The following is a 14,929-nucleotide window of genomic DNA, read 5'->3' as shown; positions in this document are numbered from 1 at the left end:
TGGAGAGCACCCTTTTGGAGGGTGTAATGTTCACAGATCATCCAGTCATTTTCCGGCCTTTTCGGGATGAAGATAGTGTCCGCGCGCACATCAGCGACCTGTACCCATTAATTGATTTTCATTTAGCCCGTTTAGGAAAAAGCCTTGCCGGCCTCAGCCAAACCGAGACTACCGTGCTATTTTCTGGCATCGGCCAAATGCAAGGTCGCTGGCCTATGATCTGCTTAACGGAGGTACCGCGAGGCCGAAACATCCAAGATCACATCGTGACCTTCGGTGCGTATGGCATCGTAGTGTCAGACGACTGGGTGCATCGAAACAAGTTCGATCGTGTCGTGTATGCAGGAGAAGACAGCCCAGTAAGCCTTCGTCTTTGGCGCCTCTTCGCACGCTTGGCCATTGCGAGCTTGACTCAGAACACTGATGGTCAGCTCGTGCACGACACCACCGTCTTTCAGGAGGTGCTTGGTATGTGCGCCTTCATAGAGCAGCGTGAGCATTTGACAGAAGCTGAATGGCGACTACCTGGTGCGACAGGCTTCTTTGGAGGGTCGCGGAGCACAGGATCGCGCGTCACGTTGCCACTTGATGACGTTGAACTCGTGCTCGTTCAAAACCATGCCGATATTCCAGTCATTGAGGCGTTGGTGGCAGACTTGGTCGCATCAAGGGCAGGCACTCATGCGCCACGCGTGCTTTGTCAGCCCGCGACGATTTCCTAAGCCGGTCTACCGCATCGTGAACAAACGACAGATGCCGATAAACCTAAGCATCGCTAGGAACGGCAGCTCTGTCGGCGCAAGTGGACGAGAAAACTCACCCCCCCATGTCCGCAATGAACTCAGCGCTGCTCCGTAGCCGACAGTCGCGAAAGTCGAAGAGTTTCGGGCGCCGTCAGGCGTACGAAAGCCTGACATGTACGACCCGCGGTGCTGCAGGCGATACGTTATGGGGATTTCGGTTTTCGGTACAGCCTGGATGCCTCTGAGGCGATGACGGGGCATAGCGATCTGCCCATGGTCAGGTCAGTCCGATGGTCGTCAGGGATGGCAAGACGCCGCTTTCTGCCTGGTCGTAATCGTCCTTGCCCGCCGGAGATGGCGATAGGCACAGGGGCGATCCTGTCCCGCGAAGGCGGTCTCGCGGGAGAGATGACGGACGGGTCATGCCGGGTCATGACACAAGCTCCCGGGCAGGCAGAGTCTCCATCGGAGGAGCGCGCGGCTGTCGCCACCGCTCGAAGGTCTCGATGATGACCATGTGGCCGCCGCAGCATGGGCATGGTGGACGAGGATCGACCGGATCTTCGGTGCCGGGATCCTCGGGCACGGCCGCGACGTCGAGCAGCTGGCGGGCGAGAGCGAGGTTGGCCTTGCGGGCGGAACTGGCGAGCAGGCCATAATGCCGAATGCGGTGGAAGCCGCGTGGCAGGACGTGGAGCAGGAACCGGCGGATAAACTCGTCGGCTGGGAGCGTCATGACGCACTGGCGATCGGCGCCATCCTTGCGATAATCCTTGTAGCGCAGAGTGACGCTGTTGCCGTCAAAAGCCAGGAGACGCCGGTTCGATATGGCAACCCGGTGCGTGTAGCGCGACAGATAGGCGAGCACCGCCCCCGGTCCGGCGAAGGGCGGCTTGGCATAGACCACCCAGCGCTTCTTACGGATAGGGGCGATATGGCGCAGGAAGGCTCGCCGTTCGGCGAGCGGGGCAAGTGATCCGAAGAAGGCGAGCCTGCCAGCCTGGTGCAACTGGATCAGCCGAGCGAGGAACAGCCGGCGGAACAGCGCACCCAGAACTCGCACGGGCAGCAGGAACGTGGGGCGCGACGATATCCACCCTGTCCCGTCTGGCGCGATGCCACCACCCGGCACGATCATATGCACATGCGGGTGATGGGTCATCGCTGAGCCCCATGTGTGGAGCACGGCGGTGATGCCGATGCGGGCGCCAAGATGCTTCCGATCGGCCGCGATCGTCAGCATCGTCTCAGACGCCGTACGGAACAGCAGGCCGTAAAGCAGGGCCTTGTTATGGAAGGCGATGTCGGCGATCTCGGCTGGCAACGTGAAGACGACGTGAAAGTAGCCGACGGGCAGCAGATCGGCCTCGCGCTCCGCCAGCCAAGTACGCGCGGCTGCACCCTGGCACTTGGGGCAGTGCCGGTTCCGACAGCTATTATAGGCGATCCGCCAATGCCCGCAGTCCTCGCAGGCTTCGACATGACCGCCTAGGGCAGCTGTGCGGCAGTTCTCGATCGCCGTCATCACCTTGAGCTGGGTAAGACTCAGATGTCCGGCATGGGCGGCACGATAGGCCGGCCCGGCAGCGCGGAAGATGTCGGCGACCTCATGGTCACCGGGCAACGGCTCAGCCGTCCGGCGACACCTGTGGCTGTGGCGCCGGGAGCAAAGCCAGCTTGTCGAGCGGACTGATGACGGCGCGGGCAGTCCGGGTCGCGACCTTGGTATAAAATGCCGTGGTCTCCAGCTTCGCGTGTCCCAGCAAGGCCTGGATGACGCGGATGTTGACACCGTCCTCCAGCAAATGCGTGGCAAAGCTATGCCGCAAAGTGTGGGGGCCGACCTTCTTCGTGATGCCGGCCGAGCGCGCGGCTTCGGCGACGATCCGATGGAGATGGCGCGTACTGATCGGCTTCATCTCATGCTGCCCGGGGAACAGCCAGCCATCGGCATGCATCACGCCCTGCTGCCGTCCGACCCTCCACCACTCGCGCAACAGGATGAGCAGGTCAGCCGGGAGGATCGCATTGCGATATTGCCCGCCTTTGCCGCGTTCTACCCGGAGTAACATCCGCTCGCTGTCGATGTCGCGAACCTTGAGCATCGCCACCTCGGCGACGCGCAGGCCTGCGCCGTAAGCCACCGATAGCGCGGCCTGATGCTTGAGGCAGGTGGTTGCGTCGAGCAGACGTGCAACTTCATCGGGGCTGAGGACGACGGGCAAAGCGCGTGGGTGCTTGACTGTAAAGAGCTTGCGGGAAAGGTCAGGTCGATCGAGCGTATGCGTGAAAAAGAAGCGCAGCGCCGCGACGATGCTGTTCATGGTCGGCACGCCCATGCCCGAAGCCCGCTGATCGATCTGGAACTGCCGCAGGTCTTCGGCTGTCGCGGTGTCTGGCGGCCGCCCCAGATAGGTTGCGAACCGCGCGACATCGCGAACATAGTTGCGCTGTGTCTCCCGCGAATATCGACGCATGTTCATGTCGTCGATCATGCGCTGGCGTAGCGAGTTGGCGGGAACTTGGGAAAGATAGCTGCTCATCGTTCGGCTCCTTGGTTGAAAGGAGTCGCGATGCTCTGCCCAACCCGAGCAGTGCTCAACTGTAGTGCTGTTCTCAGATCATCAGCGGGACTTCAAATCCGGGTGCCCATCCCGCGTCAGCGGGTTCGTACAAGTCCCATTTTTAGCCGTTTCGCCAGCAGTTAGGCGAAACGAGAACACCCTCATATCAAATGAGCAACCTTCAGGATGTCGGGCCCCTCACGAAAATTGGGGTGCAAGCAAGCACCTGCAATGTTACGATTCTTGGATGCGAACCGATCTGGACCATTTACCCTCGCATAAGCAGCGGGAGCTCGAAAGGATAAGGCAAATCATCTTCGAGGAGTTCGAAGATGCCCTTTCACTCGCCCGGCATGATTGGAAGAAGAAGGGCCGCATCCTGAAGGTGATACTGTACGGGAGCTACGCGCGCGGCGGCTGGGTGGATGAACCTCATACCGCCAAAGGCTATCAGTCCGACTATGATCTGCTGGTCATCGTCAACGATCAGCGTCTCACGGACCGGGTTACTTTCTGGTCCAAGCTCGACCAGCGCCTCAACCTGGAGATCATGGTCACAAAGGCGCTGAGGACACCCGTCAACTTCATAGTTCATACCCTCCAAGAAGTGAACGACGGCCTCGCCCACGGACGCTATTTCTTCATGGACGTGGCGCGCGATGGTATCGCTTTGTACGACGCTGACGGAACCGACCTCCACAAGCCGCAGCCGAAGACGCCGCAGCAGGCGCTAGCGATGGCGCAAGAATATTATGACGAATGGTTTCCCGCTGCGATGAAGCGGTTCAATATCGCCAAGTTCGATATCCGAGAAGGGTATGCGAAGGACGCTGCTTTTGACCTTCATCAGGCTACCGAGCGCCTTTATCACTGCGTTCTTCTAGTCTGCACTTTCTACACGCCACATGTGCACAATCTTGGCTTCTTGCGCACACAGGCTGAGCGTATCGATCGGCGCCTCGCTTATGTGTGGCCATCAGACACGCGGCGTGACCGCGCGATGTTCGAGAAGCTAAAGGAAGCCTATGTGAAGGCCCGCTATTCCAAGCATTATCGTGTCACAGAGGAACAGCTTGAATGGCTGGCTTCGCAGATCGAGGAGCTGGGACGCGTCGTGCATAGCGTCTGCGCCGAGCGTTTGGAAGCGCTTGAGGCTGATGTACGTCTTGCGGGCTGAATTTCTGCTCTTGCCTTCCTTCTCCCAAATTGGCAGCCTTGGCGGCGCATTCGTATTTACTGGCAAGCGAATGCGGGTTCATCCCTGCCAGCCATCATTCGCACCTGTCCTGGTCGGACGGGTGGCCGTGTCGGGATAAGGCGCAGACCGCGCTGGACGGCGGCGACCATCGCTGAACTGAGGGTCCGGCTTCGCCGGGCATTCGGTGTGCCGCGTGGACGCCTCCCATGCCTAATTGTTTCACCGCTAATCCCTCGAGGCTGCCATGAGCAGCCGCCGCGACAACGCCCCTGCCCCGCAGCGGCCGGTCCGGTCCCAACTGGACGCCTTATTCCGCGAGGAAGCCCCGCGCCTGCTCTCCTTTTTTCGACGGACAACCGGTGATGCCGATGCTGCATCCGACCTGCTGCAGGAAAGCTTCGCCCGCATTGCGCGCATCCCCAGTCTTGCCCAGATCCGTCGTCCAGCAGCCTATCTCCAGCGAGTGGCGCGGAACCTCCTCCTCGATCGTCATCAGGAGAAAGCATCACGCGGTTGGCGCCACGAGCCGCTCCACGAGAACGGCAGCCTCGCCGTCGCCCCATCGCAGGAAGCCGAAATGGAGGCCCGGCAATTGCTGGGGCTCTACGAAGCGGCTCTGTCATCGCTATCGCCGCGCAGCCGGGAGATCTTCCTGTTGAGCCGTCGGGATGGCCTCACGTACAAGCAAATCCAGGCATCCACAGGGCTCAGCATGGGGACGGTTGAATATCACATGATGCGCGCGATTGCGCATATCAATCGGCACTTCGACGCACATGGCTGAGCCTATATCGCCAGAAGATGAGGTCGTGCGCGACGCGGCAGCGATCTGGGTCGCGCGCATGCAGCGGCCGGACGCCGATCGGTTCAGACGCGAATTCGAGGCCTGGCTGGCTGCCGACCCACTTCATCGCGGGGCCTACAACAAGGCTGCCGGCCGCTTCCACGACGCCCGCCCGCTGGTTCACTCCTCCCGCTGGGATTCAAGGCGGAGCGCTCAGCCTCGACATGGCCTGGCGCAGCGATGTCGTGGCAGAGACGCTCGCGCTCTTCATTCGGACCTGGCTGATCCACACGGCTCCTCTGCACGACGAGGCCTCGGCGTCGGCACGCGCCATGGGCAAGGCGCGCTGGGAGTCTTTTGTTGAGGCGCTGACGCGTCGGCTCGAGCGGGGCTCACGTCTCAGCGAAGAAATTGCCCGGGACATCGTACCGCAAGCGGAGGATGCCCCGGAGGATTGATCGTTCAGCCGTTGACCTTGTCCTTGAGGGCCTTGGCTGGCTGGAAACTGACCTTCTTGGAAGCTGCGATGGTCATGCTTTCCCCTGTACGCGGATGTTTGCCTTGGCGTGCGGCACTCTGCTTGATCTTGAACTTGCCGAAGCCAGCCAGCGAGACTTCATCGCCGCGGACGGCCGCATCGGCAATGGCGGCCAAAGCGGCCTCGATGATCTTCTTGACGTCAGCCTTTGTCGCGCCCTGCGCCGCCGCGACAGCCTCGATCAATTCGGTTCCGGTCATTGTTACCCTTTCATCAGGAAATTGCGGAACTCCGAGGTGCCAGACGAGCCTCTGAAGGTCGAGGCCGAATCGGCAGGCACCCGCGCCAGAGAATCTGGAAGTGAGCGCTATACCGATATCCAGGTATGGCCGCCTTTCGGCTGATCTGGTCCGCTTCGCTCTCCAACATGGGAGGTGGACATGGTCGAACTTTCGAACAAAAGCATGAGTTACGGCGCAGAAGGCGCGGCGATGCGCGCGATGTTCAGGGCCCGCAAGGAAGTGTTCATCGATTTGCTGGGCTGGGACCTGCCCGTTCTGGCCGGGGAATATGAGCTTGACCAGTTTGACGGGCCCGGCGCTGAATATGTGATACTCACCGACCGGGACGGTGCGCACCGCGCCTCGGCGCGGCTACTCCCAACCGACACTGATCATCTTCTCTCCGCATGCTTCCCCATGCTTTGCGCGGCGCCGCCGCCCTCGGGGCCGGCGGTCCGAGAGATCACGCGCTTTTGCCTGAGCCGGCACCACCGAGGGGCAGCGCGGCGCCTTGCACGCAATCAGCTCGTGACCGCACTGGCGGAATATGGGCTCGCGCATGACCTGACTGGCTTTACCGGTGTGGCTGCGCCAGCCTGGTCCGAGCAGATCATGACTTTCGGGTGGCGCTGCAAGCCCCTGGGACCAGTGGTCTCCGTGGCGGGCCAGGCATTGGTCGCGATCCATATCGAGATCGATGCCGACACCATCGCCGGACTGAAGCGTACGGGTGTGTACGAACCGTCGCGCCTTCCGGAGCAACCATCAGCTGTTGCACAGGAGCGCGCGTGATGGCCCAATCACCCTCTATGACGGTGGATGCCGGCGCTTGGACACAGAAACTGCTGAAGCAGGGCTATTGCATCATCCCTGACCTTCTGCCGCTCCATAAAATAGCAGCGCTCGAAGCGGATCTGTCGCCAGTCTTTTCAGCAGCGCCCTTCTGCAAAGGAGGGTTCTACGGAGAGCGGACGAAGAGATTTGGTTCGCTGCTGAGGCGCTCACCCCATGCCGCCGACCTCGTCACCCACCCTGTCCTTCTCAACATGGCAAATGCCATCTTGGGCGAGGCATGCGACCGCATACAAATAAACGTTGCACAAGCCATCGAAATTCATCCGGGCGCCTTGGCCCAGGTTCCGCACCGCGATCACGACATGTGGCAAGGCGAAAAAGGGAAGCATGAATATCTGGTCAATGTGATCTGGCCGCTTTCGCCTTTCACGAGGGAGAATGGCGGCACGGAATTCTACCCGCGCAGCCATGGCGCGCACGGGATAACGCAAAGTCACCCCGCCCCGCCGGTCATAGCTGAATGCCTTCCCGGATCAGCAATCTGTTTTCTGGGGTCCACCCTTCACGGTGCCGGCGCAAATGTCAGCTCGGCTGCGCGACGAGCAGTCATATTCGGTTATTCGCTCGGATGGCTCAAGCCCTATGAAAATCTCTGGCTTGCCTATCCGCCTGAAATCGCCCGGACTTTCAGCATCGAGCTGGCGGGTTTGGCGGGCTATGCTCAACATCGACCCAACCTGGGGAATTATGAGGGGCGCTGTCCTTCCCTCTTGTTGAGCGACGACGTCTCCCCTCTTCCTGGCGCCATTGACGCCCTGCGGCCCGACCAGGAGATGATGGTTAAGGATATTCTCGCAAGACAACGCAGTGGAGAGGTTCGGCCATGGCTGCATACCCCTTGAGCCCGGTTCCCGATGAGCCCAGCGCCTGTTCTTGAGCGAGTCTATCGCGCGTTGAAAGCAAAATTGCGCGAAGGGCAGTATCCCATGGGATATCGCTTGGAGGCTTCACGCATCGCCGATGAACTACATGCCAGCATCACGCCTGTGAGAGACGTCCTCAACCGTCTTGCCGGAGAACGGCTTGTCCAAGTCTCCCCGGGTGACGGCTTCTCCGTACCGACGCTTGATGAAGCAACCATCCGGGACCTCTTGGGATGGAACGGCCATATCGTTCTTCAAGTGCTACGGTCGAATTTTCCACCTAGGAAGGAAGCGAGCCGTCTTAACGACCCGATGAATATAGCGGAGCGGACAGCAGATCTTTTCTATCGGATAGCTGGGCAGGAGGAAAATCGGGAGTTCATCGCCGTCATTAGCTCAAACAATGATCGCCTTGCCCCGCTCCGCGCGATTGAAGACAGGATCTTCAGCGATGTCCCCCATGAGCTCACGATGCTGGAGGATGCTTTTGCCCTAAGCGACAGTAAGCCTCTGGCATCGCTTGTGCGAGCCTATCATCGCCGTCGCAAGTTAAAGGTCAGCCGGTATCTCCAACTGCTAAAGCGTTGACGGACTCTAGAGCCTCGCTCACCGCTTCTCCTTACGATGTGATCGGCAATTATCAGACCATTGTCTCACAGTGTCATCGGCCATCATCTAAACGCGTCGGCGCTTTGTGAGCATTTGATGCGCACTTGCGCATGCCGCTCTGTGCAGTCCATGCTGTCGTCCATCCTAAGCTCAGCGCGGCGATACGGATTTTCTACGAAAGAGGCCCGCTCAACTGGGACTAAAGCGCCAAACTTCCTTGTGCCGGCAGCCTTGGGATCTCCTCGACCGAAAACAGGTTCGCAGTAGGCGTAACCAGCAAATCACTCTCTGGCACATTGTAGTCGATCCATTGCATGACGTGCCGCCGCTGGATGATCGCGCCATGCCGCTCCTGATAGGGTATCACATCCGGGTTCGCGTCGACTGTGATAATACGGTAGCTGACCGGCCAATCGCCCATCGCCGGTTCCCAGATGACGGCGAGATAGAAGAAGTTGCCATCCTCCAGGCGCACGCGGAATTTCTTCTCGCCCTTGCGGATGTGGACGGACGAAGGTAATTGTTCACCTAATCTTGGCCCGATAGGCCTCTCGGCGACATTGTCGAACAAAAATCGAAGTAAGGTCCTCAGCAGCACTTTAGTGACGCACCGGTCCACCCGCACGCGCCTTCAGGCTGTAAGATGGTCGGCATTGCTAAAGAGATCAGGATTGCCGGGTCGTTTCGACGCAGCAGCCCCGCAACGGTGCTAAAAGAAATCTGCAACAGAGTCTGCGCAAATCCCACGACTTTTAAAGGCGCGCGGGTACGCAAATCTAGGCGGCCATCGTGTCTGAATGTGAGTCGGGAGCCTGCTGGAGGACTGTCGGATCGCCGCACACATCCGATCGACGTCCCGTCAAGCAGCCGGGCAGTCGAGGAAACGCCGCGCCGAGCGATGGCTAAACGCCTGTGAAAAATGTTCAAAGCGATGGCCAGTCAAAGCTTCGCATCCGCATTGTAAAGCGGACCTGGGCTGCCGAACCGACGTTGTCGAGAGTATCGATATTTGAGCCCGTCACGCTGACACAGATTCAGCGTGACGGGCTTGTTCCTCGGAGTTTCAGCCCGCCGCTTCGCTCCAGACTTGGGCAAAGAAGTGATTGCGTTCCGCTTCGGCGGCATAGCTGGAGGTCTCCAGCATCGTTTGGGGGCACCAATGGCCCCCCTTCAAATAGAGCCGTGGTGTCATGGTGAAATGATGGCCCGCCGACGATTGCCATTCCACAGGTACATCCGGTCCATCAAATGATCCCGCTAGACACTTGCCCCCGCGATATTCCGCCGCGCACTTTAGGTCGTCGATCCGCCAATCTTGGGGCGCACGGCTTTCGTCATAACCGTGGTTCAGCAGAATCGGCTCGCGCGGAGGCTGGGCGAAGTTGAACTTGTCCCAGTCACGCGGAATTGCCTCCCACGCTGCGCGAGATCCGAAATACGCCTTGATCTTGGCTTCATCATTATGGGCGAACCAAAAGAGTGATCCCTCCGGCGCCTGGGCGAGCTTTTCGATCCGCTTCGACACCGCCCCCGGCATCAGCTTGGGAAGGGCTCGAGCAATCCAGGGCATGTGCTTGGGCGCTTCCTCGAAATAATCCCATAACGACTGCTCGCGGAAGGGCACCAACGCTTCGAGCCGGTCGGAGTCGGAGTACCATTGTCCGTGGAAGTTGCGCGTGGCAAACCAGTGCGGACGAAGGACTTTTTGATAGTTTGGCATCTGCGCCGCCATGAATTGATGGTTCACGACACGCGACGACGCGCCGCCGCCCAGATTATAGAAGCCACCCCAGAATTCCGTCGGAACATGGTCGCCGCACAGCGCCGTCATCAACCGGCCGCTGTCATGAGCAGTAGACCATTCAAACACACCGTTCAGCGGATTGTGAAACATAATGGGGTCGAAGATCTTCCACATCTCATAATGAGCCATGCCGCTCTGGCGCACCGAGGCCCAATGGGTGATCCCGCTCTGCGCGACAATTGCTTCGGCCTGTGTCTTGGTGACAGCATAATGATCATACACGCTGATTTTGATCGGGTCGCCCGTACGCCCCCACTGCACCGGCGCATTGCGGCTGCCCGTTTGGGCGACCGTTCCAATATAGATGAGGCGGGTGGTCTTCGGGTCTCCCACCGCATGGATTGCATCGACGATATTTCGCGTCCCGCCGACATTGACGTTGGTCACCACATCGAGCGGCATCCGGTCGCACAGCGGAGACACTAGCGCTCCGACATGCAGCACGACGTCAGCGCCCTTCACACCTTCGCGGATAATAGCGCTGTCCGTCAGGTCTCCCCAGACGATCTCCGCCGCATTCCGAGCTATGATGTCGCGCACCACCGGATGCGCCTTTTCCTCCGGTCGTATCAAAACACGCAGGCGCAGCGCGTCGCTTCTGGCGGCGATACGCTTCACGACCTCGCGTCCCATATTGCCGGTCGCGCCGGTCAGGAAAACCGTTTTGCGGCTGTCGGTCATGATGCTGTTCCCCTAATGGTTCAAGGCAAATATTATAGGGTTCGTTAGCCGCAAGCCTGCGTCTTGTCAGGAAGAAAATGCCAAGCTGTAATCACTTTGAAGCAGCCAGATTGGCGAAAAAAAAGGCCGGTCTGGAGACCAGCCTTTATGAGGAAGGAGAGGTGCCTAGAAGGCTGGGCCTGTGTATACCATCCTGTGTACCGCGCAAGCCTAAAGTAGAGCCTGTTTAACATTATGTAGAAAGCCTTGCACTGCCATTCCATCCATCGACAAGGTTGCTGCAAGCGGAAAATAGAGATAGCACCGCATTATCGACGCATAATGATGTGCTGTGGCCTGACTTTGTGGGCACATGCGCAAGGCAAGGAGAGGAATATTGGCGCGCCTGTCTGGTAAAATCGCAATAGTTACTGGTGGTTCGAGGGGCATGGGAGCCGCGACGGTGCGGCAATTCGTGCGGGAGGGTGCGAAGGTCGTGATCGCGGACCTGCTGCCCGAAGGCGAAGAGCTGGCGCGGGAGTTGGGCCCGTCGGTGCTTTTCCACCATACCGACATTTCCAGCGAGGCTGATTGGCAAGCGCTACTCGCCGCAACGGAGGCGGCATTCGGCACGCCCGACATTCTCGTCAACAATGCCGCCATGCAGCGCTTCCGTTCCATCCTGGAGTGCGAGGCGGATGACTTCCGCAAGGTTCTGGACGTCAATCTGGTCGGCACGTTCCTGGGGCTGAAGATCGTCGGCGGCGCGATGGTGCGTCAGCGGCGCGGCTCCATCATCAACATTTCGTCCGTGGATGGGATGCGCGGAGCCAACGGCTATGCCGCCTATTCCTCCAGCAAATGGGCCGTGCGCGGCCTGACGAAGGTTGCCGCGATGGAATTCGGTCCGCGCGGCGTGCGGGTCAATTCCGTGCACCCCGGCGGCGTGCATACGGTGATGGGCAATCCTACCGGGGCAGCGGTAGAGGATATCAACAAGGGGTTCGGCATGGTGCCCGCGCAACGCAGTGGCGAGCCCGACGAGATCGCTGCGGCCACCCTTTTCCTGGCGAGCGATGAAGCGTCCTATATCATAGGCGCCGAACTGGCGGTCGATGGCGGCTGGGCCGCGGGCATCTACAACGCGATGCTTTCCGGCGCGCCGGAAGATGCGGATTATGGTGTTCGCACCGCCGCCCATGACACAAATAAATTTTTGGACGACGCACTTCGCGCAAAGGCAGGTAACTGATCATGACCACGCTTCAAAGCTTGATGGACGAGCGGGAAATCATCCGCGGTCTCGGCCAATTCGCTCGCATTCTTGATCAGAAGCGCTGGCAGGATTTGTCTGACGTCTTCGCCAATGACCTGACGTTCAACTATGGATCGGGCGGCGAGCAGGAAGGGATGGAAGAGCTGGAAGCGCAGATGCGCCAGTTCCTGGATGTGTGCGGCGGCACCCAGCATCTGATCGGCAGCATCCTGGTGGATGTGGACGGCGATCGGGCCGAAAGCCGCGCCTATGTGCAGGCACGGCACCAGCGCCGCGATGATCCGGTAGGAGCGATTTTCGATTCGACGGGCGAATATCGTGATCGCTGGGAAAGGCGGGCGGAAGGCTGGCGCATCGTTCGCCGGGACGCAATCTGGTTCCTGCATAGCGGCGATCCGGCTGTTCTCGCTGCGGGCGAGGAACAACTGGGATGAGCGGCGCGGCTTCGCTCGCCGATCGCTACGGCCCGCGCGCGTTGATCTTGGGCGGTTCGGAAGGGATCGGCGCGCAGTTCGCCGATCTCCTCGCCGGCGCGGGCCTTGACCTCACACTCGTGGCGCGGTCGGCCGGAGCGTTGAACGAGACGGCAGACAGAATCCGGCGGGCGCACGGGGTCGATGTCGATATCATCGAACTTGACCTCACCGCCCCGGACATTCCGTCGAAGGCGAACGAAATCATCGCGGCAAGGGACTATGGCCTCGTCATTTACAATGCGGGAGCGACCCATGGGGTCAATCTGTTCCTGGATCAGCCGGTCGAGCGTGCCCTTAACCTGGTGGCGCTCAACTGCGCGTCGCCCGTCGCCTTTGCGCATGCAGCGCTGGCGAAGATGCGGGAAAAGGGTCGTGGCGGGCTGATACTGGTGTCATCCATGTCAGGGCTGGTCGGCAGCGGCTATGTCGTCACCTATGCGGCGTCCAAATCTTTCGAGATCGTGCTGGCGGAAGGGCTGCATTGGGAATTGCAGCGCGACGGCATCGATATTTTGTGCGCGGTCGCTTCGCTCACCGACACGCCCGCCATGCAGCGATCGGGCATGGTGGAAATCGAAGGACTGGTGCCGATGGACGCCCGCACCTTTGCCTCTGGCGCGATCGGCGCGTTAGGAAGTGCGCCGGTCTGGTATGCGGTCGGCGATGCGGCGGTGGAGGGCTTGCGGTCAATGCCGCGTCCCGCCGTCACCGCCAACGCTTCCGCCATGTCGGCGCAGCTATGGGGGATCAAGGTCGATAACAACGGTTGATTCGCCTGTCGTTACCATAAAGAAGATGCCCCCAACCCGCCTCGGGATGGGGGCTATTTCTTTTAGCGCCTATATCGCGTTGCGCTTGGCGATCCCGCCGAGATAGCGGCCGCTGGGCTTGATCGTGCGCTTGAAGGTGGTGCGATCGATATCGACCAGGCCGAAGCGCTGGTGGAAGCCTTCATTCCACTCCCAATTGTCGAGCAGCGTCCAGTGGAAATAGCCGCGCACGTCCGCGCCCGCATCGATGGCGGCCTTCAAACCGGCCAGCGCGCCGTCGATATAGGCGATACGCTGTGCGTCATCGTCGGTCGAAATACCGTTTTCGGTGATATAGATCGGCACCTTCACCTGCGACGCGGCATAGCGCACGATATTGCCGATGGCCGCGGGATAATATTCCCACTTGCTCTTGGTGAACTGGGCATCCTTGCCCGCCTTGCGCGGCCCTTCGGGGCCGATCAGATAGCGGGTATAGCCCTGGACGCCCAGGAAGTCGCTGCGGCCCGCAGCTTCCAGCCACTGCGCATAGACTTCCTGACGCTTCTGGGCGACCTTCGCTTCGCCGGCGTCCACCGCCTGATCATCGCCGATGGAAACGATCGCACCGACCGGAAACTTGCCCGGACCGGCCTTCAGCGCGGCCATGGCGAGTTCGTGCGCGCGGATCATCGCGGGCACCGCGACCTTGGGATCGCTGAACAGGAAGGAGGAGAATTCGTCGCTTCCCACCTTCTTGGCGGCCAGCTTCATCAGCGGCGCCGACATGGATGCAATGTCCATCGGCTGGCCGGTCGCGCTCTGCATGTCCGGCGACCATTTGACGACCAGCGGCGCATTGGGCTCATTGAAGGGCACCGCCATGCCGATGAGGTCGCCCATATGCTTGGCCACACGTTCGGCATAGCGCGCAAACAGTTCCGGCGCGTCCGGCTTGTTCCACGCGCCCCGGGCAGCGAACCAACGCGGTGACGAGAAATGGTTGAGCGTCACATTGGGGAAGATGCCCGCCTCGCGGCAAGCGGCGATGCAGCGGCGGTAATGGTCCAGTTCGGCAAGCGAAAACTGGCCTTCTTCCGGCTCCACGCGAGACCATTCGATAGAAAAACGATAGGCGTTGAGCCCCATCGCCTTCACCAGGGCGACGTCTTCGTCCCAGCGGTGATAACTGTCGCAGGCATCGCCCGACCGCTCCCTAAAGGGAGAAGGCTTCATATTTTCTACGACCCACAGATCGGAACTGACATTATTGCCTTCGGTCTGATGACCCGCGCTCGACGCGCCCCACAAAAAGCCCTTGGGGAAGCTGCCCTTTGCCGTCCTGCGCGCCGGCGCAGCGGCCACGGCCGGGCTGGAAAGCAGTGCGGAACCGGCCGCCATGCCCATCAAGATCGATCGCCGGTCGAGCGCGTCCTCGAAATCCATGAATTATCCTCTTCGCATTATGTGGACCGCGCCGCGATCCTCGAAATCGTCGGCGCTGTAGGCGATAGTGCTTAAAAAGAATAGGGGTTGTCAATTTAATCCGCCTGTAATATCGGTCCGCGCGATTTTCAAATCACTTTCAG

At 60.1% G+C, this 14,929-nt stretch carries 16 protein-coding genes and 1 pseudogene; 11 read left to right on the top strand and 6 right to left on the bottom strand.

Features of this window, described 5'->3' with window-relative positions; translation table 11 throughout:
* Positions 1 to 26 precede the first annotated feature (26 nt).
* Entirely contained in the window at positions 27 to 722 is a 696-nt protein-coding gene (locus ACZ51H_RS17865) for an abortive infection system antitoxin AbiGi family protein (RefSeq protein ID WP_464803528.1), read from the top strand.
* A gap of 451 nt (positions 723 to 1,173) precedes the next feature.
* Here ACZ51H_RS17865 and ACZ51H_RS17860 read toward each other — a convergent pair whose 3' ends face one another.
* Positions 1,174 to 2,367 (bottom strand): IS91 family transposase, encoded by a 1,194-nt coding sequence (locus tag ACZ51H_RS17860; protein ID WP_464803527.1) that lies wholly within the window; start codon positions 2,365 to 2,367, stop codon positions 1,174 to 1,176.
* A gap of 4 nt (positions 2,368 to 2,371) precedes the next feature.
* Positions 2,372 to 3,286: a tyrosine-type recombinase/integrase gene (locus ACZ51H_RS17855; RefSeq protein WP_464803526.1), complete on the bottom strand. Its 915-nt coding sequence runs from the start codon at positions 3,284 to 3,286 to the stop codon at positions 2,372 to 2,374.
* Between the two features lie 268 nt (positions 3,287 to 3,554).
* On the opposite strand from ACZ51H_RS17855, the gene ACZ51H_RS17850 reads away from it, so the two are divergent.
* The 4 genes and pseudogenes from ACZ51H_RS17850 to ACZ51H_RS17835 all read left to right on the top strand — a co-directional run bounded on the left by ACZ51H_RS17850 (position 3,555) and on the right by ACZ51H_RS17835 (position 5,747).
* A complete protein-coding gene (locus ACZ51H_RS17850; protein WP_196225541.1) occupies positions 3,555 to 4,484 on the top strand; it encodes a HEPN domain-containing protein in 930 nt (309 codons plus the stop codon).
* A gap of 265 nt (positions 4,485 to 4,749) precedes the next feature.
* Positions 4,750 to 5,289: an RNA polymerase sigma factor gene (locus tag ACZ51H_RS17845; RefSeq protein ID WP_464803525.1), complete on the top strand. Its 540-nt coding sequence runs from the start codon at positions 4,750 to 4,752 to the stop codon at positions 5,287 to 5,289.
* Positions 5,282 to 5,425: pseudogene (locus ACZ51H_RS17840) on the top strand (FecR/PupR family sigma factor regulator); the annotation flags it as partial. The gene ACZ51H_RS17845 and the pseudogene ACZ51H_RS17840, both read left to right, overlap by 8 nt.
* A gap of 88 nt (positions 5,426 to 5,513) precedes the next feature.
* Positions 5,514 to 5,747, top strand: coding sequence for a hypothetical protein (locus tag ACZ51H_RS17835; RefSeq protein WP_464803715.1), 234 nt, complete (start codon positions 5,514 to 5,516; stop codon positions 5,745 to 5,747).
* A gap of 4 nt (positions 5,748 to 5,751) precedes the next feature.
* Here ACZ51H_RS17835 and ACZ51H_RS17830 read toward each other — a convergent pair whose 3' ends face one another.
* Positions 5,752 to 6,027 (bottom strand): HU family DNA-binding protein, encoded by a 276-nt coding sequence (locus ACZ51H_RS17830; RefSeq protein WP_464803524.1) that lies wholly within the window; start codon positions 6,025 to 6,027, stop codon positions 5,752 to 5,754.
* 180 nt (positions 6,028 to 6,207) lie between these two features.
* On the opposite strand from ACZ51H_RS17830, the gene ACZ51H_RS17825 reads away from it, so the two are divergent.
* The 3 genes from ACZ51H_RS17825 to ACZ51H_RS17815 are packed head-to-tail and all read left to right on the top strand — an operon-like array spanning position 6,208 to position 8,354.
* Entirely contained in the window at positions 6,208 to 6,840 is a 633-nt protein-coding gene (locus ACZ51H_RS17825) for an acyl-homoserine-lactone synthase (RefSeq protein WP_464803523.1), read from the top strand.
* Positions 6,840 to 7,745 carry a phytanoyl-CoA dioxygenase family protein gene (locus tag ACZ51H_RS17820; RefSeq protein WP_464803522.1) on the top strand — a complete coding sequence of 302 codons (906 nt, stop codon included), beginning with the start codon at positions 6,840 to 6,842 and terminating at the stop codon, positions 7,743 to 7,745. Before ACZ51H_RS17825 ends, ACZ51H_RS17820 begins: the two co-directional genes overlap by 1 nt.
* 12 nt (positions 7,746 to 7,757) lie before the next feature.
* A complete protein-coding gene (locus ACZ51H_RS17815) occupies positions 7,758 to 8,354 on the top strand; it encodes a GntR family transcriptional regulator (protein ID WP_464803521.1) in 597 nt (198 codons plus the stop codon).
* Positions 8,355 to 8,574: 220 nt separating this feature from the next.
* Here ACZ51H_RS17815 and ACZ51H_RS17810 read toward each other — a convergent pair whose 3' ends face one another.
* Both ACZ51H_RS17810 and ACZ51H_RS17805 read right to left on the bottom strand, forming a co-directional pair.
* On the bottom strand, positions 8,575 to 8,946 hold the full coding sequence (locus ACZ51H_RS17810; protein ID WP_464803520.1) for an SOS response-associated peptidase family protein: 372 nt from the start codon (positions 8,944 to 8,946) through the stop codon (positions 8,575 to 8,577).
* A 492-nt stretch (positions 8,947 to 9,438) separates the two neighbouring features.
* Complete coding sequence (locus ACZ51H_RS17805; protein WP_464803519.1) at positions 9,439 to 10,860, bottom strand: NAD-dependent epimerase/dehydratase family protein; 1,422 nt, start codon at positions 10,858 to 10,860, stop codon at positions 9,439 to 9,441.
* A gap of 376 nt (positions 10,861 to 11,236) precedes the next feature.
* Here ACZ51H_RS17805 and ACZ51H_RS17800 point away from each other — a divergent pair, with 376 nt between their 5' ends.
* From ACZ51H_RS17800 to ACZ51H_RS17790, 3 genes are read left to right on the top strand one after another with little or no spacing between them, the layout of a single operon-like run.
* Positions 11,237 to 12,091, top strand: a complete 855-nt coding sequence (locus ACZ51H_RS17800) for an SDR family NAD(P)-dependent oxidoreductase (protein WP_464803518.1) — start codon at positions 11,237 to 11,239, stop codon at positions 12,089 to 12,091.
* A 2-nt stretch (positions 12,092 to 12,093) separates the two neighbouring features.
* The gene (locus tag ACZ51H_RS17795; RefSeq protein ID WP_464803517.1) at positions 12,094 to 12,549 is read left to right on the top strand and encodes a nuclear transport factor 2 family protein; all 456 of its coding nucleotides are present in this window, start codon (positions 12,094 to 12,096) and stop codon (positions 12,547 to 12,549) included.
* Positions 12,546 to 13,361 (top strand): SDR family NAD(P)-dependent oxidoreductase, encoded by an 816-nt coding sequence (locus ACZ51H_RS17790; RefSeq protein ID WP_464803516.1) that lies wholly within the window; start codon positions 12,546 to 12,548, stop codon positions 13,359 to 13,361. Before ACZ51H_RS17795 ends, ACZ51H_RS17790 begins: the two co-directional genes overlap by 4 nt.
* A 69-nt stretch (positions 13,362 to 13,430) precedes the next feature.
* Here the strand turns inward: ACZ51H_RS17790 and ACZ51H_RS17785 are convergent, their stop codons facing one another.
* Positions 13,431 to 14,786 (bottom strand): glycoside hydrolase family 1 protein, encoded by a 1,356-nt coding sequence (locus tag ACZ51H_RS17785; RefSeq protein ID WP_464803515.1) that lies wholly within the window; start codon positions 14,784 to 14,786, stop codon positions 13,431 to 13,433.
* Positions 14,787 to 14,929 lie beyond the last annotated feature (143 nt).

The organism is Sphingobium sp. TomMM15 (assembly GCF_055397045.1).
The sequence above is the reverse complement of the archived record's forward strand: the minus strand, read 5'-3'. Positions and strand labels throughout refer to the sequence as shown.

Bases quoted from the DNA above. Each gene is read 5' to 3' on its own strand.
- ACZ51H_RS17795 (WP_464803517.1), top strand. From the start codon at position 12,094: ATGACCACGCTTCAAAGCTTGATGGACGAGCGGGAAATCATCCGCGGT.
- ACZ51H_RS17825 (WP_464803523.1), top strand. From the start codon at position 6,208: ATGGTCGAACTTTCGAACAAAAGCATGAGTTACGGCGCAGAAGGCGCG.
- ACZ51H_RS17830 (WP_464803524.1), bottom strand. From the start codon at position 6,027: ATGACCGGAACCGAATTGATCGAGGCTGTCGCGGCGGCGCAGGGCGCG.
- ACZ51H_RS17785 (WP_464803515.1), bottom strand. From the start codon at position 14,786: ATGGATTTCGAGGACGCGCTCGACCGGCGATCGATCTTGATGGGCATG.
- ACZ51H_RS17820 (WP_464803522.1), top strand. From the start codon at position 6,840: ATGGCCCAATCACCCTCTATGACGGTGGATGCCGGCGCTTGGACACAG.
- ACZ51H_RS17855 (WP_464803526.1), bottom strand. From the start codon at position 3,286: ATGAGCAGCTATCTTTCCCAAGTTCCCGCCAACTCGCTACGCCAGCGC.
- ACZ51H_RS17805 (WP_464803519.1), bottom strand. From the start codon at position 10,860: ATGACCGACAGCCGCAAAACGGTTTTCCTGACCGGCGCGACCGGCAAT.
- ACZ51H_RS17865 (WP_464803528.1), top strand. From the start codon at position 27: ATGTTCACAGATCATCCAGTCATTTTCCGGCCTTTTCGGGATGAAGAT.
- ACZ51H_RS17835 (WP_464803715.1), top strand. From the start codon at position 5,514: ATGGCCTGGCGCAGCGATGTCGTGGCAGAGACGCTCGCGCTCTTCATT.
- ACZ51H_RS17790 (WP_464803516.1), top strand. From the start codon at position 12,546: ATGAGCGGCGCGGCTTCGCTCGCCGATCGCTACGGCCCGCGCGCGTTG.
- ACZ51H_RS17845 (WP_464803525.1), top strand. From the start codon at position 4,750: ATGAGCAGCCGCCGCGACAACGCCCCTGCCCCGCAGCGGCCGGTCCGG.
- ACZ51H_RS17850 (WP_196225541.1), top strand. From the start codon at position 3,555: ATGCGAACCGATCTGGACCATTTACCCTCGCATAAGCAGCGGGAGCTC.
- ACZ51H_RS17815 (WP_464803521.1), top strand. From the start codon at position 7,758: ATGAGCCCAGCGCCTGTTCTTGAGCGAGTCTATCGCGCGTTGAAAGCA.